This window comes from Saccharopolyspora sp. NPDC002376, assembly GCF_053593195.1.
On record NZ_JBSFBZ010000057.1, the window covers coordinates 1 to 22,065 of the forward strand.

At 68.4% G+C, this 22,065-nt stretch carries 24 protein-coding genes; 11 read left to right on the top strand and 13 right to left on the bottom strand.

Annotation, left to right across the window (positions count from 1 at the left end; translation table 11 throughout):
- Positions 1-43: 43 nt before the first annotated feature.
- The 4 genes from ACWCO2_RS29365 to ACWCO2_RS29380 form a co-directional block, all read right to left on the bottom strand.
- Positions 44-970 carry a CU044_5270 family protein gene (locus ACWCO2_RS29365; protein WP_450131029.1) on the bottom strand — a complete coding sequence of 309 codons (927 nt, stop codon included), beginning with the start codon at positions 968-970 and terminating at the stop codon, positions 44-46.
- 1 nt (position 971) lies between these two features.
- On the bottom strand, positions 972-1,541 hold the full coding sequence (locus ACWCO2_RS29370; RefSeq protein ID WP_450131030.1) for an RNA polymerase sigma factor: 570 nt from the start codon (positions 1,539-1,541) through the stop codon (positions 972-974).
- Between the two features lie 235 nt (positions 1,542-1,776).
- On the bottom strand, positions 1,777-2,886 hold the full coding sequence (locus ACWCO2_RS29375; RefSeq protein ID WP_450131031.1) for a M20 family metallopeptidase: 1,110 nt from the start codon (positions 2,884-2,886) through the stop codon (positions 1,777-1,779).
- 13 nt (positions 2,887-2,899) lie between these two features.
- On the bottom strand, positions 2,900-3,925 hold the full coding sequence (locus ACWCO2_RS29380; protein WP_450131032.1) for a LacI family DNA-binding transcriptional regulator: 1,026 nt from the start codon (positions 3,923-3,925) through the stop codon (positions 2,900-2,902).
- A 138-nt stretch (positions 3,926-4,063) separates the two neighbouring features.
- Between ACWCO2_RS29380 and ACWCO2_RS29385 the strand changes: the two genes are divergently transcribed.
- The 3 genes from ACWCO2_RS29385 (at position 4,064) to ACWCO2_RS29395 (ending at position 7,138) form a co-directional block, all read left to right on the top strand.
- Positions 4,064-4,804: a glutamine amidotransferase gene (locus ACWCO2_RS29385; protein WP_450131079.1), complete on the top strand. Its 741-nt coding sequence runs from the start codon at positions 4,064-4,066 to the stop codon at positions 4,802-4,804.
- A gap of 289 nt (positions 4,805-5,093) precedes the next feature.
- Positions 5,094-6,101: a DMT family transporter gene (locus ACWCO2_RS29390; protein ID WP_450131033.1), complete on the top strand. Its 1,008-nt coding sequence runs from the start codon at positions 5,094-5,096 to the stop codon at positions 6,099-6,101.
- Positions 6,098-7,138, top strand: coding sequence for a phosphotriesterase family protein (locus tag ACWCO2_RS29395; protein ID WP_450131034.1), 1,041 nt, complete (start codon positions 6,098-6,100; stop codon positions 7,136-7,138). The genes ACWCO2_RS29390 and ACWCO2_RS29395 overlap by 4 nt, the downstream gene beginning before the upstream one ends.
- Positions 7,139-7,233: 95 nt before the next feature.
- Here the strand turns inward: ACWCO2_RS29395 and ACWCO2_RS29400 are convergent, their stop codons facing one another.
- The 5 genes from ACWCO2_RS29400 to ACWCO2_RS29420 form a co-directional block, all read right to left on the bottom strand.
- Entirely contained in the window at positions 7,234-8,055 is an 822-nt protein-coding gene (locus tag ACWCO2_RS29400) for a class I SAM-dependent methyltransferase (protein ID WP_450131035.1), read from the bottom strand.
- Between the two features lie 213 nt (positions 8,056-8,268).
- Positions 8,269-9,051: a sulfite exporter TauE/SafE family protein gene (locus ACWCO2_RS29405; protein ID WP_450131036.1), complete on the bottom strand. Its 783-nt coding sequence runs from the start codon at positions 9,049-9,051 to the stop codon at positions 8,269-8,271.
- A 4-nt stretch (positions 9,052-9,055) separates the two neighbouring features.
- Entirely contained in the window at positions 9,056-9,658 is a 603-nt protein-coding gene (locus ACWCO2_RS29410) for a rhodanese-like domain-containing protein (RefSeq protein WP_450131037.1), read from the bottom strand.
- 25 nt (positions 9,659-9,683) lie between these two features.
- Entirely contained in the window at positions 9,684-11,090 is a 1,407-nt protein-coding gene (locus ACWCO2_RS29415) for an MBL fold metallo-hydrolase (protein WP_450131038.1), read from the bottom strand.
- Between the two features lie 72 nt (positions 11,091-11,162).
- A complete protein-coding gene (locus tag ACWCO2_RS29420) occupies positions 11,163-11,432 on the bottom strand; it encodes a metal-sensitive transcriptional regulator (protein ID WP_450131039.1) in 270 nt (89 codons plus the stop codon).
- 242 nt (positions 11,433-11,674) lie between these two features.
- On the opposite strand from ACWCO2_RS29420, the gene ACWCO2_RS29425 reads away from it, so the two are divergent.
- The gene (locus ACWCO2_RS29425; protein WP_450131040.1) at positions 11,675-11,989 is read left to right on the top strand and encodes an SDR family NAD(P)-dependent oxidoreductase; all 315 of its coding nucleotides are present in this window, start codon (positions 11,675-11,677) and stop codon (positions 11,987-11,989) included.
- A gap of 123 nt (positions 11,990-12,112) precedes the next feature.
- On the opposite strand, the gene ACWCO2_RS29430 is transcribed toward ACWCO2_RS29425, so the two are convergent.
- Complete coding sequence (locus tag ACWCO2_RS29430) at positions 12,113-12,688, bottom strand: CGNR zinc finger domain-containing protein (RefSeq protein ID WP_450131041.1); 576 nt, start codon at positions 12,686-12,688, stop codon at positions 12,113-12,115.
- 103 nt (positions 12,689-12,791) lie between these two features.
- On the opposite strand from ACWCO2_RS29430, the gene ACWCO2_RS29435 reads away from it, so the two are divergent.
- From ACWCO2_RS29435 to ACWCO2_RS29445, 3 genes are all read left to right on the top strand, one after another.
- Entirely contained in the window at positions 12,792-13,964 is a 1,173-nt protein-coding gene (locus tag ACWCO2_RS29435) for an epoxide hydrolase family protein (RefSeq protein WP_450131042.1), read from the top strand.
- Positions 13,965-14,309: 345 nt separating this feature from the next.
- Positions 14,310-14,663 carry an AMP-binding protein gene (locus ACWCO2_RS29440; RefSeq protein ID WP_450131080.1) on the top strand — a complete coding sequence of 118 codons (354 nt, stop codon included), beginning with the start codon at positions 14,310-14,312 and terminating at the stop codon, positions 14,661-14,663.
- 66 nt (positions 14,664-14,729) lie between these two features.
- Entirely contained in the window at positions 14,730-14,975 is a 246-nt protein-coding gene (locus tag ACWCO2_RS29445) for a hypothetical protein (RefSeq protein WP_450131043.1), read from the top strand.
- 54 nt (positions 14,976-15,029) lie between these two features.
- Here the strand turns inward: ACWCO2_RS29445 and ACWCO2_RS29450 are convergent, their stop codons facing one another.
- The 3 genes from ACWCO2_RS29450 to ACWCO2_RS29460 form a co-directional block, all read right to left on the bottom strand.
- Positions 15,030-15,779 carry a VIT1/CCC1 transporter family protein gene (locus tag ACWCO2_RS29450; protein WP_450131044.1) on the bottom strand — a complete coding sequence of 250 codons (750 nt, stop codon included), beginning with the start codon at positions 15,777-15,779 and terminating at the stop codon, positions 15,030-15,032.
- Positions 15,780-16,134: 355 nt separating this feature from the next.
- Positions 16,135-16,584 (bottom strand): hypothetical protein, encoded by a 450-nt coding sequence (locus ACWCO2_RS29455; RefSeq protein ID WP_450131045.1) that lies wholly within the window; start codon positions 16,582-16,584, stop codon positions 16,135-16,137.
- A gap of 111 nt (positions 16,585-16,695) precedes the next feature.
- Positions 16,696-17,469 carry an ISAs1 family transposase gene (locus ACWCO2_RS29460; protein ID WP_450131046.1) on the bottom strand — a complete coding sequence of 258 codons (774 nt, stop codon included), beginning with the start codon at positions 17,467-17,469 and terminating at the stop codon, positions 16,696-16,698.
- 174 nt (positions 17,470-17,643) lie between these two features.
- On the opposite strand from ACWCO2_RS29460, the gene ACWCO2_RS29465 reads away from it, so the two are divergent.
- The 4 genes from ACWCO2_RS29465 (at position 17,644) to ACWCO2_RS29480 (ending at position 21,848) form a co-directional block, all read left to right on the top strand.
- Complete coding sequence (locus ACWCO2_RS29465) at positions 17,644-19,776, top strand: glycoside hydrolase family 15 protein (protein ID WP_450131047.1); 2,133 nt, start codon at positions 17,644-17,646, stop codon at positions 19,774-19,776.
- Positions 19,773-20,261, top strand: a complete 489-nt coding sequence (locus tag ACWCO2_RS29470; RefSeq protein WP_450131048.1) for a hypothetical protein — start codon at positions 19,773-19,775, stop codon at positions 20,259-20,261. The genes ACWCO2_RS29465 and ACWCO2_RS29470 overlap by 4 nt, the downstream gene beginning before the upstream one ends.
- Before the next feature lie 296 nt (positions 20,262-20,557).
- On the top strand, positions 20,558-20,920 hold the full coding sequence (locus ACWCO2_RS29475; RefSeq protein WP_450131049.1) for a hypothetical protein: 363 nt from the start codon (positions 20,558-20,560) through the stop codon (positions 20,918-20,920).
- Positions 20,921-21,086: 166 nt separating this feature from the next.
- The gene (locus ACWCO2_RS29480; protein ID WP_450131050.1) at positions 21,087-21,848 is read left to right on the top strand and encodes an SDR family oxidoreductase; all 762 of its coding nucleotides are present in this window, start codon (positions 21,087-21,089) and stop codon (positions 21,846-21,848) included.
- Positions 21,849-22,065 lie beyond the last annotated feature (217 nt).

A 22,065-nucleotide genomic window follows, 5' to 3' on the forward strand; every position in this document is an offset into this window, starting at 1 on the left:
GCGAAAACCGGCTCCAGGCGGTTTTCGCACTCACGACCCCCGGTCACGGCTTCTGACCGGCGCCCGCTACGAGTCCGGAGGTGAGCACGGCGTCGGCCTCGGCGCGGCCGTCGTGGACGTCCGTCTGCACCCCGAGGACCTGGAAGGTGCTCCGGTCGAACATCAGGACCGCGCGGTCGCCGGCGTTGTTGACGGCGTGGGCGACTCCGACCCCGTTGCGGCCGACCGCATCGGTGACGTCGTCGACGAACTCCACGTCCGGGACCGTCGCCGCGACGCGGTAGAGCGCGGCCTTCAGCTCTGGCGGCGCGGCACCCCGCACCAGACCTCCGATCATCTGGAACACCAGCTGATCGACCGTGTACAGCTGCTGGGCGCCCGGCCCGGAGCGGTCGAAGTCCGCCTGCACCTGCGCGTAGATCTCGGCGCGGAGCGCGGTGGGATCGGTCGGCAGCGTGGTCAAGTACTCGTAGGTCGGGTTGTACAGCGAAGGCGGCCCCAAGCCGTCGGTGACGGGGCTGAACTCGTCGACCTGGCCGTCGCGGTCGATGCGGACCAGGGCGTCCGTGCCGTCCACCTTCTGCCAGACCTCGGTGCGGACGACGCGTTTGCCGGCGTCCTCGTACACGTCGACCGTGCTCAGGTAGGTCCAGTCGCCTTGCCCCGCTGGCGTGCTGGACACCGCATCAGCCGCGTTGGCCAGCACCACACCTGGTGACGAGAACGCCGGGGCGACAGATGCGGGAGGCGGCGCGGCCGTTGGCGTCCCCGTGTCGGGCAGGACCACCACGGCGGTGACGACGCCGACCGTCGCCAGCGCGGCAACGCCGATCGCCAAGCGGGGAACCGGCCAGCGCCGCGGCGGGTTGGTGGCGTGGTTCAGCAGCGCGATCCGGTGCTTGGTGAGGACGGCGGGTTCGGGTTCGGCGGCATCGGGCCGCAGCCGGGAGAGCAGATCGAGTTCGTCCATGTCAGTGGTCCTCCTCGGGGAGCGCCTCGCGCAGTTTCCGGCGGGCGCGGTGCATGCGGGAGCGGACGGTTCCGATCGGAATGCCGAGCGCCACCGAGACTTCGTCGTAGGAGAGGCCTTCCCAAGCGATGAGCAGCACGATGTCGCGCTCGGCCGGGGAGAGTCCCGCGAGCGCTTTCCGCAGCGGTTGGGCCGCCGCGGTGACCCGGTCCGACACCAGCTCGTCGTGGCCTTCATAGGTGGTTTCGGGAACGGCCCTGGCCAGCGCCCGGTGCTGTCGCACCTCGGTTCGGCGGTGCCTGCGGAGCAGATTCGTCGCGATCCCGTACAGCCACGGGAGCGCGCTGCGCTGGGTGAGGTCGAACCGCCGCCGCTGGTCGAACGCGACCAGCATGGTCTGGCCGGTGAGATCGTCGGCGAGTTCGCCGCCGACCCGGCGCGCCAGGAATCGGTGCACGGTCACCGCGTGCCGGTCGAAGATGACGGCGAAGGCGTCGACGTCCGTCCAGGACCGCTCGACGATCGATGTGTCGTCGAGCTCATCGGCATCCGCGTCGGATCGTGCGGACATGGTCATGTGGAACCTCGCATCGGGCCTCCGTCGGGAAGTGTTCTCATCCTTCCTTTGCCCGAAGCCCGGGATCGAGTTCCCACGCGCCCGACGCCGCGATCTCAACGGAGATCAGAGGTGGCATGCATGAAAACGGGATCCCGCAGCCAGGCGGCGTCTGAGGTTCCGCCACCCGCACCGCCACGCAAAACGAGGATGGAAAAACCTCATTGAGATCGCGGATCCGCTCGCCGGGTCAGCGCTGGTCGGTGGACTCCTGGATCGAGCGCCACGTGGTGAGCAGGCGGGTCAGCGCCTCGGTGGTTTCGCGGATCGCCGTGACCGAGCAGGTTTCGTCGCTGACGTGGGCCTGGTCCGGGTCGCCGGGGCCGTAGACGATCACCGCAGGGGAGCCGAGCGCGGGCGCCAGCACCGAGGCATCGGTGAAGTACGTGGCGTATTCGGGGCGCTGGTCGGGGTTTTCCGGTCGCAACGCCGCCACGACGGCGCGGGCCAGCGGTGCCTCGGAACTGGTCGCGACGCCCGGCAGGTCCAGTTCGGCGGCGATTTCCGTGCCGGGGAGTGCGAGTTCGGTGATCGCGGTGCGTGCGTCGGCGGCGGTGAACTCCGGGGTGGTGCGGATGTCGAGCACCAGATCGGCCCGGTCGGGCACCAGGTTCGGCTGCACGCCGGAGTGGAACGAGCCGACGTTGACCGTGGCCGGGCCGTGCGTCGGGCTGGTCGGCCAGTCCTCGTTGCGGTGGATGCGCACGGCGGTTTCGGCGAGCGCGGCCAGGGCGTTCTCGCCGAGTTCCGGGCGAGACCCGTGCGCGCTCTTGCCGTGCGCGGTGAGCCGCAGCCACAGAACTCCCTTGTGCCCCAGCACGATCCGGTTGGCGGTGGGTTCGGCCACCAGCAGCGCGGGACTGGGCGTGAGTTCGGGCAGCAGGGCGGCGCCTTCGCAGCCCGTTTCCTCACCGAAGGTGAACACCAGCTGCGCGGCCAGCTCGTCCGGGGCGGTGCGGGCGGCCTGCACCGCGGCCGCGACGATCGCCGCCACACCGGCCTTCATGTCGCTGCTGCCTCGCCCGCGAAGCCGGTCGCCGTGGATCTCGCCGCTGTGCGGGTCGAACGTCCACGTCGCGGGATCGGCGGGCACCGTGTCGAGGTGCCCGGTGAGGGTGAGCGGGGTGCCGGTGCCGAACCTGGCGACGAGGTTGGCCCGGCCGGGGCGCGGCTCGTCGAGGGCGACTTCGAAGCCGGCGGAGGCGAGCAGCGGGGCGATCAGTTCGGCGGCGGCCTTCTCGCCCGCAGCGCGGGTGTCGAGGCGGACGAGTTGTTGGGCGAGCGCGATCGGATCGGGCACGGGGTCCTCCGGATCAGTGCTTGGGCGGAACAGCGGAACCGCGGATGACCAGCTGCAGCGGGAAGTTCCGCCGCACGGTGCTGCTGCCGGGGTCGGCGATGCGGGCGTGGACGAGTTCGAGCGCGCCGCGGGCCAGCTCGGCGACGGGCTGCTGCAGGGTGGTGAGCTTCGGGCGCAGCCATTCGCCGACCCGGATGCCGTCGCAGCCGACCACCGAGAGGTCTTCGGGGATGCTCAGGCCGTGCAGTTCGGCGGCGCCGAGGACGCCGACCGCGGCGATGTCACTGCCGATGAAAACGGCGGTGGGCGGCTGCGCAGCCCCGGTGAGGTACGGGAAGGTGCTCGCGCCGAACTGCTCGGTGTAGGGGCCGTGCAGGACCAGGCCTTCGTCGACCTCCAGCCCGGCGTGCTCCATCGCGTCGCGGTACCCGCGCAGCCGGTCGCGGGTGGTGGACAGCTCGCGCGGTCCGGCGATGTGCGCGATGCGCTGGTGGCCGAGCTGCGCGAGGTAAGCGGTGGCCTGGTAGGCGCCGCCGTAGTTGTCCACCCCGATGGTGTCCACTCCGGCGGTGTTGGCGATCTCCTCGTCCAGGACGACCACCGGCAGCCCGTCGGCGATGGCCTGGAGCAGCCGCGGGTTCTCGCGGTGCATCCCGACGTAGATCATCCCGTCGATGTCCTCGGTGCCTGCGACGAAATCGCTGACCTTGGCCTCGCGTTGCGCTTGCCGACCGGTGACCCCGATGACCAGCGAGGCGCCGCTGACGGCCGCGGCGGTGGCGATCTCCTCGGCCAGTGCGGCGAAGAACGGGTTGGCCAGTTCCGGGACGATCAGCGCGATGACCGGCGCGTGGTCGCGCCCGTTGCCCGCGGTGGCCGCCGGGCGCACTTCGTAGTGCAGCTCCTGAACGGCGGCGTCGATCCGCGCGGCGGTCTCGGGCTGCACCTTCAGTTGGCCGCGCAAGTAGCGCGACGCTGTCGAGGTCGACACTTGCGCACGTTGCGCAACGCGCGTCAATGTCATCCGCGCCCCTTCCATCGAGTGCTCTGGGCGCAGTGTATCGGCAAGGCGGCTCAGGTCGACGCTTGACGAAGGGCGCGGCGCGGATTAGTTTGCGCAACATCGAGCGCAAAATTTGCGCAACATCATCCAATCGAGGAGGCGGAATTGAGCCGCGTGCTGCTGGCCGGGGAGTCCTGGGTGGCCCGGACGACCGACGTCAAGGGCTTCGACGCCATCGATCGCGCCCAGCTCGAGATCGGGGCCGAGGCGTTGCTCGCGGCGTTGCGCGCAGAAGGCCACGACGTGGTCCACCTGCTGTCGCACCTCGTCGCAACGGATTTCCCCGCGTCGCTCGACGAGCTCGGCGAGTACGACGTGGTGATCCTCTCGGACATCGGCGCGAACTCGCTGCTGCTGCACCCGCAGGTGTTCAACCAGGGCCGCCGGTTCCCGAACCGGCTCAAGCTGCTGGCCGAGTGGGTGCGCGCCGGCGGCGGGCTGGCCATGGCCGGCGGGTACCTCAGCTTCCAGGGCTTCCAGGGCAAGGCGAACTTCCACGACACGCCGATCGAGGAAGTGCTGCCCGTGGAGATCCTGCCCTACGACGACCGGGTGGAGTCCCCGGAAGGCGTCTTCGGCGAGCTCACCGGCACCGCGCACCCGGTCGTCGAGGGCCTGGACGCGCAGTGGCCGGCCCTGCTCGGCTACCAGAAGCTGGTCGCCAAGTCCGACGCGACCGTGCTCGCCACCGTCGAGTCGCGGCCGCTGCTGGCGGTGCGCACCGAAGGCGCGGGCCGCACCCTGGCCTTCGCCTCGGACATCTCGCCGCACTGGGCGCCGACCGAATTCCTCGAATGGGACGGGTACCGTCGGCTGTTCCACCAGGCGGTCACCTGGTTGGCCGGCGGCCGGTAGGTAGCCCTTCCACCCCCTGCCCGCAGAACCTGTTTTCCAGACTCACCAATACACGGCAAACGCGCTGTCCTCGCCAAGAGCCCAAGTCGGGCGGGCACAGTCTGAGAACCCGCGGCGGTGCCAGTGCCGAGGGTGGGCTAAGCGCCTTCGGCGCTTCAAGACAAAGACAAAAGCAGGTTCGAAAACAGGCACTCGGGCAGCGCGGCACACCTCCAGCTCAACTACGCAGTTCGAGCAATCCGCAGCAATCCCACCGGTGCAGCACGGACGACAAAGGAGTCGCACCGCCATGACCAACACGCCCGCTCCCGAGCTGAGCCCGCCGGCCACGTCCGGCCGGGCGGCCAGGGGAGCCACCACGACCGTCCTGGTCCTGCTGACGGTCCTGGTCGGCATGCTCAGCCCGATGCAGTCCGCGGTCAACGGCGCGCTCGGCGCGACCGTCGGTGACGGCAACAGCGCCGCGGTGATCTCGTTCGGCAGCGGCCTGGTGCTGATGCTGGTGATCGTCTTCGCACGCCCCAGCACGCGTCGTCAGGCGCTGAGCATCCCGAGCCTGATCCGCAGCCGGCGCATCGGCTGGTGGAACTACCTGGCCGGGCTGTGCGGCGGCGCGGTGGTGCTCTCCGAAGGCATTTCGGTGGGGGTGCTCGGGGTCGCGGTCTTCCAGATCACCCTGATCGCGGGCCTGGTCATCTCCGGCGTGATCTGCGACCGCATCGGGGTGACCGCCACGGTCAAGCAGCCGATCTCGATCACCCGTGGCCTCGGCGCGGCGCTGGCCGTCGCGGCCACCGCGGTCACCATCTGGCCGAGCTTCCACGTGCCGCATGCGATCGCGCTGGCCGTCCTGCCCTTCGCGGCGGGCCTGCTCGCCGGTTGGCAGCCGGCCGGAAACGCCGCCGTGGCACGGGAATCCGGTTCGATGCTGGTCTCGATCACCTTCAACTTCCTGGTCGGGTTCGTCGTGCTGCTGGCCGGCCTGCTGGTCCGGTTGGCGCTGGGCACCGCCCAGTTCTCGCTGCCGCCGACGTGGTGGATGTACACCGGCGGGGTGCTGGGCCTGCTGTCGATCGGGTTCATGGCGCTGCTGGTGCGCGGCCTCGGGCTGCTGCTCCTCGGGCTGGGGTCGGTGGCCGGTCAGCTGGTCGGCTCGCTGCTGCTGGACCTGGTGGTGCCCTCGGTCGGGCAGCCGATCCACCTCGCCACCGTGATCGGCACCGTGCTCGCGCTCGTCGCCGCCGGGATCGGGATGATCCCCTCCCGCACCGCGGACGAACCGGGAGCCGCGCGATGACCGGCGGGATCGTGCAGACCGTCACCGGGCCGGTCGCCGCGGGCGAGCTGGGCATGGTCCTGCCTCACGAGCACCTCTTCAACGACCTGTCCGGGGTGCGCGACGAACCCAGCTACGGGTTCAGCGCGTTCCTCGCGGACCGAGCGGTGGACGCCGGTGCGGCGTGGGCGCTCCGGCACGACCCGTACTGCTGCGCGGACAACCTGGCCCCGAAACCGGTGGCGGACGTGATGGGCGAGATCGCGGCCTTCCAGACGGTGGGCGGCCGGACCATCGTCGACGCCACGTCCAGCGCCGCGATCGGCCGCGACCCCGACAAGCTGGTCGAGGTGGCCCGGCGCACCGGGCTGAACATCGTCATGGGCTGCGGCTCCTACCTGGAGAAGTTCGAGGGCGAGCGCATCGCGGCCCGGGCGGTCGAAGCGCAGGCCACGAGCATCGGCGACGAGCTGACCAGCGGCGTAGGTGCGCACCGGGCCAGGCCGGGGATCATCGGCGAGATCGGGGTGTCGCCGGACTTCACCCCGGCGGAGCAGGCCTCGCTGCGCGCCGCGGCGCTCGCCCAGCTCGACCACCCCGAGGTCCCGCTCATGATCCACCTGCCCGGCTGGCAGCGCCGCGGCGACGAGGTGCTGGACATCGTGCTGGACGAGATCGGCGTTGTTCCGGCGCGCGTCGTGCTGTCCCATATGGACCCGTCGGCGGAGGACGCCGCGTACCAGCTCGGGCTCGCCGGTCGGGGGGTGTGGCTGGAGTTCGACATGATCGGCATGGACATCACCTTCCCGAAGGAGGGTGCGGCGCCGTCGACCTCGACGACCGCGAGTGGTGTGGCCCGGCTCGTCGAGGCCGGCCACGGCGAGCAGGTGCTCCTGAGCCACGACGTCTTCCTGAAGCAGATGTGGACGCGCCACGGCGGCAACGGCTTCGCCTACGTGCCAACGATCTTCGCGGAAGAACTGCGCGCACTCGGCGTCAGCGACGAGTGGATCGAAACCCTCACCCGCACCAACCCGACCAACATGCTCTGCGGCTAGTCCCAGCAGATCGCCACCGCTCGACGGAGAGGCCCGTTGAACCGCTGATCGCAGGTCAACGGGCCTCTCAGCGGCGCTTGGCCAGGCCGTGGCGACTACGCGCGCAGCTCGGTGTGCGCGAGCATCGAAAGACCGCTGGGAGACAGGTTGTCCGTGCATTGCCACAGGACGCTGTCAATGGCATCCCGGGGATGCACGTGCTTGGTCGGGCCGAAGCCGTGTTCGGCGAGACATGTCGTCAGGGCGTCGGGGGTGGGGCGGGACAACCACGGCTCACCGCTGTCGGACACCACCTGCGCCACGGCCGAAGCATGAGTCCTGGTGGCCTGATCGCTGAGGTGCTCGGGGAGCATGTAGTCGAGGACGAGTTCGCTGCCGGGCGCTAGTCCACTGAGGACACCGAGCGTGCGGTCGACGGCCTCCCACGTGAGGTACATGGTGACGCCCATCCAGCCGATCAGCGCTGGCCGGGTCAGGTCGAAGCCTGCGGCCACGAGCTGGTCCATCAGCTGGTCTGTCTCGAAGTCGACCGGCACCCACCGCAGCATCTCCGGGACTACTATTCCGCCGTCGGCCAGCAGCTGTCGCTTCCACTGCTGCGTTGCCGGGTGGTCCACCTCGAACACCGCCAGCGGTGCGGTGGGATTCCGGTAGGCGAAGGTGTCCAGGCCGGCGCCCAGGATGACGTACTGGGTCACGCCTTGATCGGTGAGCGCCGCCAACCGGTCCTCGAGGTACCGGCTGCGAACTACGACATTAGCCCGGGCGTGAGACAGCAACGGGAGATCGCCGTGCAGTCGGTGGTAGCCGATCAGCTCATCAGCCCGGTCGCCGAGCAACTTCTCGGCGAGCGCGTCGGTGAAGATCGCGGGACTGTCGTCGACGACGAGATGAGCGGCGCGGGCTGTCGCGACCATGAGGGCAGTTTCGCTAGGACGATGTTCTCGCACATAGCGAAGCTAGCAACGATTTTCTGAATCATATCAGGTGAAGAAAAATACTGGAACTCGAATAGTGTTGCAAATCAATATCAATGCGCCTCGATGATTCGAGTTCCGTTGCTACTCATCGGGGTCGTGAGTGCTCAAACCGCTGGAGGCGGTATTCGCACTCACGACCCCGACGCTGGGCTAGGCCGCTGTGAGCAGGCTGATCGTGGACGAGATGCCCATGCCTGCGGCGATGGCCAGGACGACCCAGGCGAACGCCTTGCGGACGGTGCTCTCCGGGAGCCGGTTCGACAATCGCGCTGCGGCGATCGAGACCAGCATCGCAGTGCCCGCGAAGAGCACCAGCACGCCGAAGTCCAGCTGGGCCGCAGTGCCGGCGTGCGCGGCCAGCCCGGTGACCGAGTTGATCGCGATCACCACCATCGAGTTCGCGACGGCTTGCGGTGCGGTCAGCCCGAGCAGCATCGTCAGCGCGGGCACGACCACGAATCCGCCACCGACGCCGAACAGGCCGGTCAGCGTGCCGATCCCGGCCCCGGCAGCTGCCGAGCGCGGCAGGCACCGCTGGTGGTCGATGCTGCCGTCCGGTTTGCGGCACACGCCGCTGCGCTCGTCGTTGCCGCGGAACATGCGCAGGGCGACGACGACCATCAGCGCCGCGAAGGCCAGCATCAGCCAGTTCTGCGGCAGCGTCCGGCCGAGCGCCGTTCCGGCGAACGTGCCGGGAAGTCCGGCGATGCTGAAGACGATCGCCACTGGCCACTGCACCAGGCTCAGCCGACTGCGGGAGCTCAACCCGCCGATCGCCGACGCCGCCACCACTACCAGAGCGGTGGGCACCGCGGTGCTCATCGGCAGGCCGACGCCGTACACGAGCGCCGGGACGGCCAGGATGGAACCGCCGGCGCCGAGCAGACCGGTGCTGAGACCGATCAAGACGCCGAAAACGATGGCCAGCAGCATGACGTCAGCGCTGCGCGGACGAGGTCAGCGCCGCGAGCAGCGCCGGCCCGTCCTGTTCCGGAGTCCGGTTGTACGGCAGCCGCGAGAGCACCTGGGCCATCGCGCAGGTGTTGCTCAGCGCCGAGTAGGTGAGTCCGGCGCCGATGAGTCCGGCCAGCCACTTCATCTTCGGGGCGATGAGGCTGCTCAGGATCCCGGTGAGCACCAGGGAACCGGCGGCCAGGCGGACCTGCCGCTCCATCGCCCACTTCCCGGCGCGGGGCACGACGCACCGATCGGTCCCGCGGGAGACCGGAGCTCCCTGCTGATCCCAAGCGGTGATGCCGCCCTTCAGCACGGTGAGCTGCTTGAATCCCGCGTCACCGAGCAAGCCCCGGGCAGTCTCGGCCCGAACGCCGGATCCGCACACGAGCACGACCGGGTCCGAGTGGTCGGCGGTCAGCTCGGCGCGGTTCGCGCGCAGCAGGTCGAGCGGCACGTTGTGGGAGCCGGGGATGTGCGCGGCGGTGAACTCGCCGGGGGTGCGCACGTCGATCAGCCTGGTCCCGGGGGTGGAGGCCACTAACTTCCGGGCGGCGGGGACGTCGATCGACAACGAGTCGGTCATGCTTCTCCTTCGGTGCGGGCGGTCGTCATTCACCGGCGGTCAAGGCGACGCCGGAGGACTGGGCGGCGCCGAACGCGTCGTCGACGGCGACGACGGTGCGCCCGGCGGATTCGAGCAGCGAGGCGGCCGCAGCGGCTCGGTAACCGCTGCCGCAGTGCACCCACACGGAACCGGCCGGGACCTCGTCGATCCGGTTGGCCAGCTCGTAGAGCGGGATGTGCACGGCGCCGTCGACGTGCGAGGCACGCCATTCGTTGTTCGTCCGAACGTCGAGCACGACCTCGACGTTCGGGCGTGCACCGGGCTCGCCGTTGAGGGCGGCGGCCAGGTCGGTGAAGGTGGCGGTCTGGGTGCTGACCAGCTGGGATTCGTCTGCGGCCAGTTCCGCGGGCTGCCCGGTCGCCGCTGCGGCGGGCCGGTCGATGCCGATGCGGACGAGCTCGCGCTGGGCGTCGGCGATCTGCTCGCTCGACTCGCCGACCAGCGTGATCGGCGAACCCCACTCGATCATCCAGCCCAGCCAGGTCGCCATCGGGCCGTCCAGACCGAGGCTGATCGTGCCGGCCAGGTGGGAGTCGACGTAGGCCTTGCGGGCCCGCAGGTCCACCACCCATTCCCCGCGGCCCAGACGCTCGGCGAGCTCGGCGGGGGTCGCCTCGGCAGGTGCGCGGAGGTCGACGGGGTCCGGGCCGGTGATGTTGCGGATGCCCATGTGGGCGTAGTAGGCGGGGTAGGCGTCCAGGCCGGACAGCGTGGTCTCGACGAAGTCGTGCTCGGCCAACGACAGCGCGGGATTCACCGACTGCTGCTCGCCGATCGTCGACGAGTCGCCGCTGGCCTGGGTCGCCGAGCAGAAGCTGCCGAACCCGTGCGTCGGCCAGATCCGCGCCCCGGCGGGCAGCAGGTCGGCCAGCTTGCGCGCGGACTGGTACTGGTGCCGGGCCAGTACCTCGCTGTGCTCGGTGCCGAGCAAGTCGGTGCGCCCGGTCGTCCCGTAGAGCAAGGAGCCGCCGGTGAACACGCCGATCGGTTCGCCGGAGTCCTCCAGCGCATACGACAGGTGGTGGAAGGTGTGCCCGGGGGTGGCCACGACGCGCACCTGGAGGCGGTCGGTGACGTCGAGCAGGTCGCCGTCCTGCAGCGGGAGGTGCCCGAACGGCGCGTTGTCCGCGGCGGCGATGCCGTACTCGGCGCCGGTCAGGCGGGCCAGTTCCAGGCCACCGGAGACGTAGTCGTTGTGCACGTGCGTCTCGAGGACTAGCGCGATCTGCACGCCAAGGCGCCCGGCCGTGGCGATGATGCGGTCGATGTCGCGCTGAGGGTCGATCACCACGGCGCGTCGACCATCGGTGGCCAGGTAGCTGCGGTCACCCAGCGAGGAGGTCTCCAGGACCTCGACGTGGAGGCCGTCGGTCTGGGGGCGTTCCGTCACGTCGATTCACCTCTTATACCCCGGGGGGTATCGGTTGGACACGAGTGTCCGGCGGTCAGGTCGGTCGGGAAGTCAGGCGAGGGCGAGGAAGAGGCGTTCGAGCTCCTGCTCGGTCATCGGGGGTTCTTCGCCTTCTTCTCGGGCCTGCTGGCAGTAGCGCATTCCGCTGGCCACGATTTTGAAGCCCGCGCGGTCCAGAGCTCGGGAAACAGCTGCCAGCTGGGTGAGCACCGCGGCGCAGTCGTCGCCCTCTTCGATCGATTCGATCACGCTGGCCAGCTGGCCCTTCGCGCGCTTCAGTCGAGTTAGCGCGTCGCCGAGCATTTCTGGTCGCATCTGCATGTCTCTCGCCTCCTGATTCGAAGGTACCCCCGGGGGTATCCATATCGCTCGTATCTGTGGCTCAACGCACTTCCGCTGCTCGGCGAGCGGCCTCGGGGTGCCCTGTCCGACTTCGTGCATTGTGCTGATCCGCTGCATTCGCCTGGACGAGGGGTGAGCCTCTCCCGCTGAGTGGGACAACGCGCTCGGAACCGCGGTGATCGCACCACTGTGGGTGCACGACGATGCGCAGGAGGTGCTGCATGAGCAGTTTGGCGGGCAAGGTCGCGCTGGTCACGGGTGCGGGGCAAGGCGTGGGGCAGGGCATCGCGCTGGCTCTGGCCGGGGAAGGGGCATCCGTGGCGGTGACCGGGCGCACCGAAGCGAAGCTGAGCGCCACCTGCGCGCTGATCCGCGAGCGCGGCGGCCAGGCCGAACCGTTCCTGATCGACGTCACCGACACCACCGCCATTCCGCCGAGTTCGTCAAATCCATCCCGCTCGGCCGCATCGGCGAGTGCGAAGCCGACATCGGACGTGCGGTCGTGGCCCTCCTCGGCCCGGACCTGCGCTACCTGACCGGCGCCACCCTGCCGCTGGACGGCGGTCAGGCCTTTTTCGGCTGACTTCTGCCCATGCCAACGAGAGGTGGCCCCGCAGTGCCGGTTCGAAGTGGCTCCAGAAGTGCGCCGAGGGGAGCGATTACTTTGCCGACCTGGGGTTCTTGCGCTGGTTGGCGTTGAAGCGCGCTTTCTTCTGACGATTCCCGCACGTGCCCATGTCGCACCATCTGCGGGTGCGACTTTGGCTGGTGTCGAAGAAGGCGGCTCGGCAGGTCGGCGATGCGCACAAGGCCATTTTTCCGTCTCGTTCGCCTGCGATGATGCTGATCGCGTCGGCGGCGATCACGCCCAGGGCATCTTCTACGCAGGAAGCCGAGCTGAGTCGCCATTGACGATTGCCCTCGGGCGTCAGGACAGCCGCGGCCCGCCCCTGAATGCTGCAGTCATTGATGATCCGGACAGCAGACGCGGGGAGAGCGTCTTGGATCGCGGTCGCTGTCGCGGCGGCGTGAATTGATTCCCTCAGTTCCCGAGCGAGTTCGAGCTGGGCGGGGGTGCAGGACTCCACGGCGAGGCCGTTCACTGCCAGCCAGTCGACGAGTCGCTGCGGTGTGGGAATGCGTTCCACGGCGTTGCCACGCCGCTCCGTCAGCGTCGCCGTGAAGCTGGTCGCCAGCACGTTGCCGAGACGGAAGTCAGGGAACTGAGCACCCATGGAACCACCTTAGCGGGTTGCACGCTGACATCGAGGCCTGTTAGAACCGCCTTAGCCGGTTCGCGACAGGTCCACGCCGGCTCCGCGATGGCCAGGAGGTCTCATGCCCCGTCCAACCAGCGACGTGCAAGCATTTGAAGCCCGCGCAACTGACGCTGACCTCGACGATCTGCGCGCGCGACTGGCCGCGGCGCGGCTGCCGGAAGCTGAGACGGTCTATCGCGCCGCGCCCGACCCTCGCCGATGGGAACAGGGCGTTCCTCTCGCCGACCTCGTCGATGTCGTGAACTACTGGCGCACCGGGTACGACTGGCGGTCGTTCGAAGAGCGCCTCAACCGGATCGGCCAGTTCCGCACGACCATTGACGATCTGGGAATCCACTTCCTGCACCGCCGATCCGCGCGCGCAGATGCCACTCCTCTGATCTTGACGCACGGCTGGCCGGGCAGCATTGCGGAGTTCATCGATGTAGTGGACGAGCTGGCAGATCCGAAAGATGCAGACGCGCTGGCGTTCCACGTCGTGGTTCCATCGCTACCGGGCTTTGGTTACAGCGACAAGCCGGCCACCACCGGGTGGGGAACCGAGAAGATCGCGGCCGCATGGGTGGAACTGATGGGAAGGCTCGGCTACCGCAAGTTCGCAGCCCACGGCGGCGACTGGGGAGGCAATATCACCACGGTTCTCGGCGGCAGGTTCCCGGCGCACGTTCTCGGCATCCACACGACGTTCGCGGAGGGACCGCCCGGGTTGACGACGGACGGGCTGACTGAGGTCGAGCGCGAGTGGGCCGAGGAAACCCGCGATTTCTGGCGCCACCGCGCGGCGTACGCGAAGCAGCAGGCGGCCCGACCGCAGACCATCGGCTACTCGCTCGTCGATTCACCGGTCGGGCTTCTCGCCTGGATCCTCGACAAGTTCGCCGAGTGGTCGGACACCGAAGACAGCCCGTTCGAGACGATCTCCATAGACAGGGTTCTTGACGACGTCACCCTGTACTGGCTGACGCGGACCGGCGCATCGGCGGCCCGCATCTACTACGAAAGCCACAACTCGCTCGACCCCGAACTTCGGGTCGACGTCCCGTCGGCAATCAGCATGTATCCCCGCGACGTCGAGAAGTGTCCGCGTCCTTGGGCGCAGGAGCGGTACCGGCAGATCGTCCGCTGGAGGTCGCCCGAAACCGGGGGACATTTCCCGTCGCTGGAGGTTCCCGAGTACTTCGTCGAGGATCTGCAAGAAGGCCTTGCGGCAGTGCTGGCCGCCAATCGGTGACCCCCGCCGCCCCAACCTGTCACAGCCAGACTTCCCGGTGAGCGGGGCTGGACGAGGTGCGGGATCGCGAAACGTCCTACCTTCGCGGCATTTCCGCACCTCTCCTGAACCGCGAGGGCCGATGAGCGAACGACTGGGCACGATCGCCGATCTTCTGCTCGACCGCGTCGGCGACGACCGGCCCGGGCTGCGCAGTCGGGAGTTGACCTGGACCTGGGACGAGGTGGTCAGGGACAGCGCGGCTCGCGCGGCCATGCTCCGAGGGTTGCGCGACGAGAGCCGGCCGCTATCTGCTCCCAGGGACGGCTCGTCGGACTTGCCCGCCAGAACACCGCGAAGTACAGCATCGGCTGCGACGACGTCTGCTGCTGCATGCCGCTGTTCCACGGCAACGCCCTGATGGCGCTGTGGGCGCCCGCGCTGCTCGCGGGATCGTGCGTGGCGCTCGCTCCGAAGTTCACCGCGTCGGGATTCCTGGCGGACGTGCGCCACTACGGCGCGACCTACTTCACCTACGTCGGCAAGGCGCTCGGCTACCTCCTCGGCCAGCCGGAACGACCGGACGACGCGGAGAACACGCTGACGCACGGGTTCGGCACCGAGGCCTCGCCCGAGGAGCAGGCCGAGTTCAAGCGCCGTTTCGGGGCGAAGCTGTACGAGGGCTACGGGTCGAGCGAGAGCGCTGGGATGATCAACTAGGCGCCGGACGGTCCGCCGTCGGCGCTCGGCGTTCCGGCGCACGCGGGCATCCGCGTGGTCGACCCGGTGACCCGCGCGACGTGCCCACCCGCGGAGCTGGACGAGCACGGCCGGGTGCGCAACGCCGAGGAGTCCATCGGCGAGATCGTCAACACCGAAGGCACCGCGAAGTTCGAGGGCTACTACGAGAACCCGGCGGCCAACGCCGAGCGCGTCCGCCACGGCTGGTACTGGACCGGCGACCTGGACCTCCGCGAGCAGTTCGCCCGCGAACGGCAGGCTGCGCTTCCTCCCCTGGCGGGGGCGGCGTGAGAAGCGAGAGGAGAGTGCCGAAAATCAGGTTTATGCAGACCGATCTTGACACCCTCACAGCACTCCAGTTGTGCCCAGAAGAGCGCCGACGGCGTAGGTAGCGCCGAGTGCCAGCGCGCCGCCGACCACGACCCGGGCCGCGGCTCGTGCTCGGGATCCGCCACCGATCCAGGCGGCGATCGCGCCAGTCAGGGCGAGCGCGGTGAGAGTGGCGGCGAACGTCACCGGCACGCGCAGACCGGGACCGGGCAGCAGGATCGCGAGCATCGGCAGTACGGCGCCGATCGAGAAGGCAAGGAATGAGGCGATGGCGGCGTGCCAGGGACTGGCGACGTCGTCCTGGTCGATGCCGTGCCGCTCGCGTACCTGTGCTGCGAGCGGGTCGTGGGCGGAGAGCTCCTCGGCGACCCGGTGTGCGGTGCCCGCGGAGATTCCTCGTTCCACGTAGAGGTGGGCGAGAACCCGCTGCTCGCGTTCCGGGTCCTCGTCCAGCGCACGGCGTTCCCGCTCGATGAGCGCCCGTTCGCTGTCGCGCTGGCTGGAGACCGACACGTACTCGCCGAGGGCCATGGACACCGCTCCGCCGATCGCTGCCGCGAGCCCGGCCGTGAGAATCGGTCCGGTGGACACCGTCGCGCCCGCCACACCGACGAGGACTGCCGCGGTCGAGACGATCCCGTCGTTGGCGCCGAGGACGCCGGCCCGCAGCGCGTTGAGCCGCTGTTCGAGCAGGACGGTGCGCGGCCGATCGAACTCGGGAGTATCCGTATCAAAGGAGGGATCGGCGATATCTGAGATAGCCACGATTAGGGACGTTATTCCGATGCTCTGCGAATCGCAATCAAGGAAAGACTTACCTCATTCACGTCATCGGCCTTGCAATTAGGAAAGGCTCTCCTCGAATAGGAAAACCTCTGCTGGCTCCGGCTCGGGGTGCGGCTCCGGTGTGTCAAGGTCCTTGCAGGCAAGGGAAATACCGTCTCAGGCAAGCCGTGGTTGATTTGCGCACGGAGGGCGAACGGCGGGCAATTCGGCGCCCTGGCTGGGGTGCCGGTGTCGGATCGACGACGACTATTCCGGAACGGATGGGTTCGGGGATATCGGCGTAGCGGGTCAATTCGAAACCTCTGCTTTGTCATGCCAGACGAGAGCAAGGTTTTTACAGGTTCCAAGTGATGAGGGTTCGGGCCTGGTCAACGAGTCGGGACATTTCGAACTCTTCTGATTCGATTTCAGTCTTCGCCATCAAGAAAGGGTCTACCCGGTACGGGGCCGCGCTTCCCTCTTGCCTGCGAGACAGCACATAATTGCCTGCTGAGATTGACCTGGTATCCTCCTCGAGGATCCACTGAGCACCGTTCTCCGTGATAAGAACTTGGGCCACCAGGGCCGCAATTTGCGAGGTAAGCGTGTAGAGCTCTTCGTCGGATATATCCTCCACTGATATCGAGTCAAGTAGATCCTGAAAGACATCAAAGAGCAGAGAGGGGTCATCAAGGATCCGCGCAGGGGGCGAGATCTCTACGCGATCGGCAGTGGCGACAAGCAGCGAACGAGCCCCTGATTCCCACTTGGCGATTTCAGCTGCTTCATTTTTCGAGTTACCCACGTGACCCCTTCTTGAAATACTCGCGCGTTTCCTTCGCGCTCCTGAATTCTGCTGTGAATATTATACGAGCCTCGATCAACTTCTGGGCCAGGATTGCGTCAAAGTCGTGTTTCAGCATGTCAGGAGTAGTTCGACGGGGCGGTTGAAGTCGCGGGCGTGGTGTCGGGTGGCGGCGGTGATGTTGGTGTGGCCGGTGAGGCGGAGCAGGCTGATGGCGGTGTTGCGGAGGGTGGCCATGACCTGGGGGGATCCGGTGCGGATTTGGCAGCGGTCTTCGTCGTAGGCGACGTCGCGGACGTGGTGGAGTTGGTTCTCGATGAGCCAGTGGCCGCGGATCCAGGCGGCGATTTGCTCGGGGTGGGCGTCGGCGAGGGTGGGGCTGGTAACGGCGTAGAAGGTTTCGCGGGTACGTTTGCCGGTTTCGCGGATCGTGCGGGTGCGGGGCAGCCGTAGAACCTCGGCCGCACCGGGAAATCCGATACTCGTCGCCAGTTCGGTGGCTTTGAGGGTACGGGTGTCCTGTCGGCCGTGCCCACGTTCGCGGGAGACCGCGAGCGGTGGAATGTCTTTCCAGGGAAGGCTTTTCGCGCGTTTGCGGAGACTGGGCTGGTTGCCTTTGATGGTGAGGATGTAGTGGCCGCCGCGGTCGCGGATGCGCTGGGCGGTGTCGCGCTGACAGTGCAGCGCATCAGCGGTGACCACCGCGCCGTCGAGATCGAGGGTGTCTAGAAGTGTGGTGAGCATAGGGATCTCATTGGTCTTCGCGCCGATGGCGATCTGGGTCAATACGGCCGAGGTGTGCTGGCAGAGTCCGGCGAGCAGGTGTACGAGATTGCCCGCGGTGTCGCGGGCTCCTCGGAGGGGCTTGCCGTCGAAGGCGATCACCCGTTGTAACCAAGATCATCTCTGATCGCGCCGTGCCCGCTTCACACACCTACGAAACCCCAGGCCACACCACACAAACCCGACTTTGACGGCGCCCTGCCGCAACAATCCAGGATCGTTCGCGCCTCGGGGCGATGGTCTGCGACCAGGTCGCGCACCGCTTGGAGGGGGGCGGTGGCCTCCAGCAGAAGTTCGTCGGTCTTCCCCGGCGACCAGCTCTCGGTCGGCTGCTGGGGCGCCGATGCGAGCGCGGTCGCCTTCGGCGCGGAGGTGGGGGAGCGCGCCGTCCTGACCGGCGGAGAAGTCCGCTTCGGCAGTCCGCCCTCGGTGCAGGGCAGAAAGGCCTTGGCCGAGTTCTGCTGCGCTGTCGCAGTCTGGCGCAGTGGGAACGTTGTGGAATGGCGTGACCAGCTTCGTCAGCTGGCGGTCGGTTCGGGTCGCAGCCATCTGAGCGGCAGTTCGGGGAGTTCGATGATCGGGTTCGATTCCGGGAACGGCTCACGCGTCGCAGTGCCGCGTCGGGAGGGGTATGCGCCGCTGCGGGAATACGCGGCGCTGGGTGATGGTCGAACCGTGGCCCTCCTCGCCCGGGACGGTTCGGTGGACTGGCTGACGATGCCGGACCTGGACTCACCGACGGTCTTCGGCGCAGTGCTCGACGCGCGGCGGGGAGGCTGTTTCGCGCTGGAACCCGAGCCGCCCTACCAGGTGAACCGCCGGTACCTCCCGGACACGAACGTCGCGGAGACGACGTTCACCACGGCCGAGGGCGCGGTCCGGGTGACCGACGCCTTGACGCTGCCCGGAACGGCGTTGGCACCCACCCGGGAACTGGTCCGCAAGGTCGAAGGACTGTCAGGCGCAGTGCCCGTGCGCTGGCACGTGCAGCCCCGTTTCGGCTACGGCACCGCAGATCCGCGCATCGACCGGCGAGCAGGCGTGCCGATCGCGTCGGCAGGCACCGACGCGGTGGCCGTGTGCACCTGGGGCGCGGGCGAGCCGGTGTGCACCGGTGCGGCGATCGAAGGCGGGTTCGAGATCCGGATGGGTTCGCAGGCGGAACTCGCGCTGAGCTTCGCGCACGAAGAGCCGCTGGTGGTGCCCGCGCGCTCGGAGTGCGCGGCGCGGCTGGAGGAGACGGGCCGCCGTTGGCGGGCCTGGCTGCGGGATCGCTCCGGCGCCGGGCCGTGGCAGGAAGCCGTGACGCGCAGTGCGCTGGCGCTGAAGCTGCTGGTGTTCGCCCCGTCGGGCGCAGTGGCCGCGGCTGCTACCTCGTCGCTTCCCGAGGAGATCGGCGGAGGGCGAAACTGGGATTACCGGTTCTCCTGGCTGCGGGATTCCGTCTTCACCCTGGACGCCTTCCTCTCCCTCGGGTGCCCCGGCGAGGCGCAGGCCTACTTCTGGTGGCTGATGCACGCCACCCAGTTGACCGAGCCGCGCCTGCGCCCGCTGTACCGGCTCGACGGCGGGGTCCGCGCACCCGAGCGGGCGCTCGCGCTGGAGGGGTACCGAGGGTCAGCGCCGGTGCGGGCGGGCAATGCCGCCGCCGAGCAGTTGCAGCTGGACATCTACGGCGAACTGTTGCAGACGGCCTGGGCGTACGCGACGGCCAGCGGCCAGCTCGATGCCGACATCGCTCGGCGGTTGGCGAGGGTGGCCGATTTCGTCTGCGCGAACTGGCGGCGAGCGGACGCGGGGATCTGGGAAGTCCGCAGCGAGCCCCAACATTTCACCCAGTCGAAGATGATGTGCTGGATCGCTCTCGACCGCGCGCTGCGGTTGGCCGAACGAGGGCTGCTTTCCCACCGGCACGCACGCGCGTGGCGACGGGAGCAGGACGCGATCGAGGTTTTCATCGAAACGCGTTGTGCGAGCGAGGACCAGGACAGCTACGTGCGCAGCGCCGGCGTCGAGGAGGTGGACGTCAGCGTCTTGCTCGGACTGCTGCGAGGTTATGCAAGTCCGCAGCATCCTCGGATGCGCGGCACGATCCAGGCCATTCGCCGCGACCTGGCTCGCGGACCGTTCGTGTACCGCTACGGCGGCGACGACGGCCTGCAGGGGACCGAGGGAGCGTTCGTGGCCTGCTCGTTCTGGTTGGCTGAGGCCCTCGCTCGCAGTGGACACCTCGAAGAGGCCGCGGAGTTGATGGACGAACTGGTCGGGCTGGCCAACGATGTGGGCCTCTACAGCGAGGAGATCGACCCGACCACCGGGGATTTCCTGGGGAACATGCCGCAGGGCCTGACTCATCTGGCGTTGATCAGCGCAGCCTGCGCGATCACCGAGCGGGCGATGACGTCGTGACGATCTGGGGAGCGCTCGCCGGCGGATTCATCGGCACCCTGGTGCTGACCACGGCGTTGCGCGCGGCGAACGAGCTCAAGCTGACCCGCATCGACCTCCCGTTCCTGCTCGGCACCTGCCTCACGGTCAACCGCTCGCGAGCGAAAGCCCTCGGCTACCTGGCGCACTTCGTCTTCGGGGAGCTGTTCGCCCTGGGCTACTTCGGGCTGTTCACGGCCCTCGGCACCAGCAGCTGGTGGTTGGGGGCGTTGTTCGGTCTGGTCCACGGCTTGTTCGCCGGCACCGCGCTGGTGAACCTCCTGCTGCCGGTGGTGCACCCGCGGATGGGAACCAACCTCACCAGCGCTCCCGACACCGCGCTGCTCGAACCGCCGGGGTTCCTCCTGCTCAACTACGGAGTGGCGACACCGGCGGTCACGCTCCTGGGACACGTCGTCTACGGCGCCCTCGTCGGCGGATTCATCTCTTGCACCAGCGTTCCTTGAGCGGCGAAGACTGTCCGTTCTCAGGTATTGGCATGCATGAGAACGGAATCCAAGGCAAGGCGCTCACGGCGACCGGGTTGGGCGACTGCAGTCCAGGAACCACGCTGCAGAGCAGAGGAGCACCGCGTGACGGCTCAACATCGGCGCTGGCCGGAGGAACGCGCGAGGATGTTCGGGGCGCGCCTTCGCCGGCTCGGACAGGTCAATGCCGCGTTCGAGTGCTGCACAACGGGACTGGTGGGGTCCGGGAATGCGCCTGTGAACGGCCATGATGCTGAATCGGGCATGATGGCCGCATGCACGCAGATGCCGCAGAAGGACTCCGCAAGGTCCGTGCCTTGTTGGCGACCTTCAAAACGCCGTCCTGCATCCATCGTGCCGGCGAGCTGGACGGGGCCGCCGACAAGGTCACCTCCTGTGCCGCGGAGCTGCTCGACGCCGAGGGGGATCGGCTCCAGGAGCGTCTTGCATCCGCGGTCGGTGCTATCCAAGCGGCGGAGAAGGCGGCGGACGCCTACCAGCGGAGCCCGCTGCCCCGACCGATCTCCCAGGCGCGATTCGCCTTGAAGACGGGGTCGGCGATGGGTGCCCTCCAGCTCGCCTTGGAGGAACTGGACCCCGCGGAGAAGGCCGTCCGGGACGAACTGCGCGATCGGTAGCCCACGACGGCGCGGACACCGCAGCACCCATCCGCGATGCCCGTCCGGGGCGCCATGTCGTGGCCGGTCAGCACCTCGCAGTCCTGCTCGGCGGGATCGCCGCTTGATCGCCCGACCGCATCAACCTAACGTTTGCTCGGTAGGTTCTCGAGCGCCGGAGGTGCGCATGGCGGTTGAGCTGGACATGGCGGGACGGGTCGTCCTGGTCACCGGGGGGACCAAGGGCATCGGCCGGGCCATCGCCGCCGCCTTCGTGGCGGCCGGTGCGCAGGTGGTCACCTGTGCGCGGTCCGAAGTGGACGAACCGGCGCCGGGGACGACGCACCTGCGTTGCGACGTGCGGGACGCGGATTCGGTGCAGGCGATGGTGGATCGCGTGCTCGAGCAGCACGGTCGCATCGACGTGGCGGTGAACAACGCCGGGGGAGCGCCGTACGTCATGGCGGCGGACGCCTCACCGCGCTTCCACAGCAAGATCGTGGACCTCAACTTCACCGGGCCGCTGCTCGTCGCCCAGGCCGCCAACGCCGCGATGCAGAAGCAGGACACCGGTGGCGCGATCGTGAACATCTCGTCCATCAGCGCGCTCCGGCCCTCGCCCGGCACGGCCGCGTACGGCGCGGCGAAGGCCGGACTGGACTCGCTGACCCGCTCGCTGGCGGTGGAGTGGGCTCCGAAGGTGCGGATGAACTCGATCAACGTCGGCCTGTGCCGGACCGAGCTGACCGGGGACCACTACGGCGGCGACGACGGCGTGGCGGCGATCGAGCGCACCATCCCGCTGGGACGCATGGCGAGACCGGAGGAGATCGCCAACGTCGCGCTCTTCCTGGCCTCCGACCTGGCCTCCTACGTCAGCGGAGCCGCGATCGAATGCCACGGCGGAGGTGAACCCCCAGCCTTCCTCTTCGCAGCCCAAGGCCATTGAGGTTTTTCCATCCTCGTTTTGCGTGGCGGTGCGGGTAGCGGAACCTCAGACGCCGCCTGGCTGCGGGTGCCCGACTTTATGTATGCGCCAGACGCCGTCACCCTAGGGGTGGTCAATTTCGCGCGAAATTGACCACCCCAAGGGTGGCGGTGCCCCGAGGCGGAGCTCTGAGCTGTGGAGATGCAAAACTGGGTGGTGCCAATTTCTCGCGAAATTG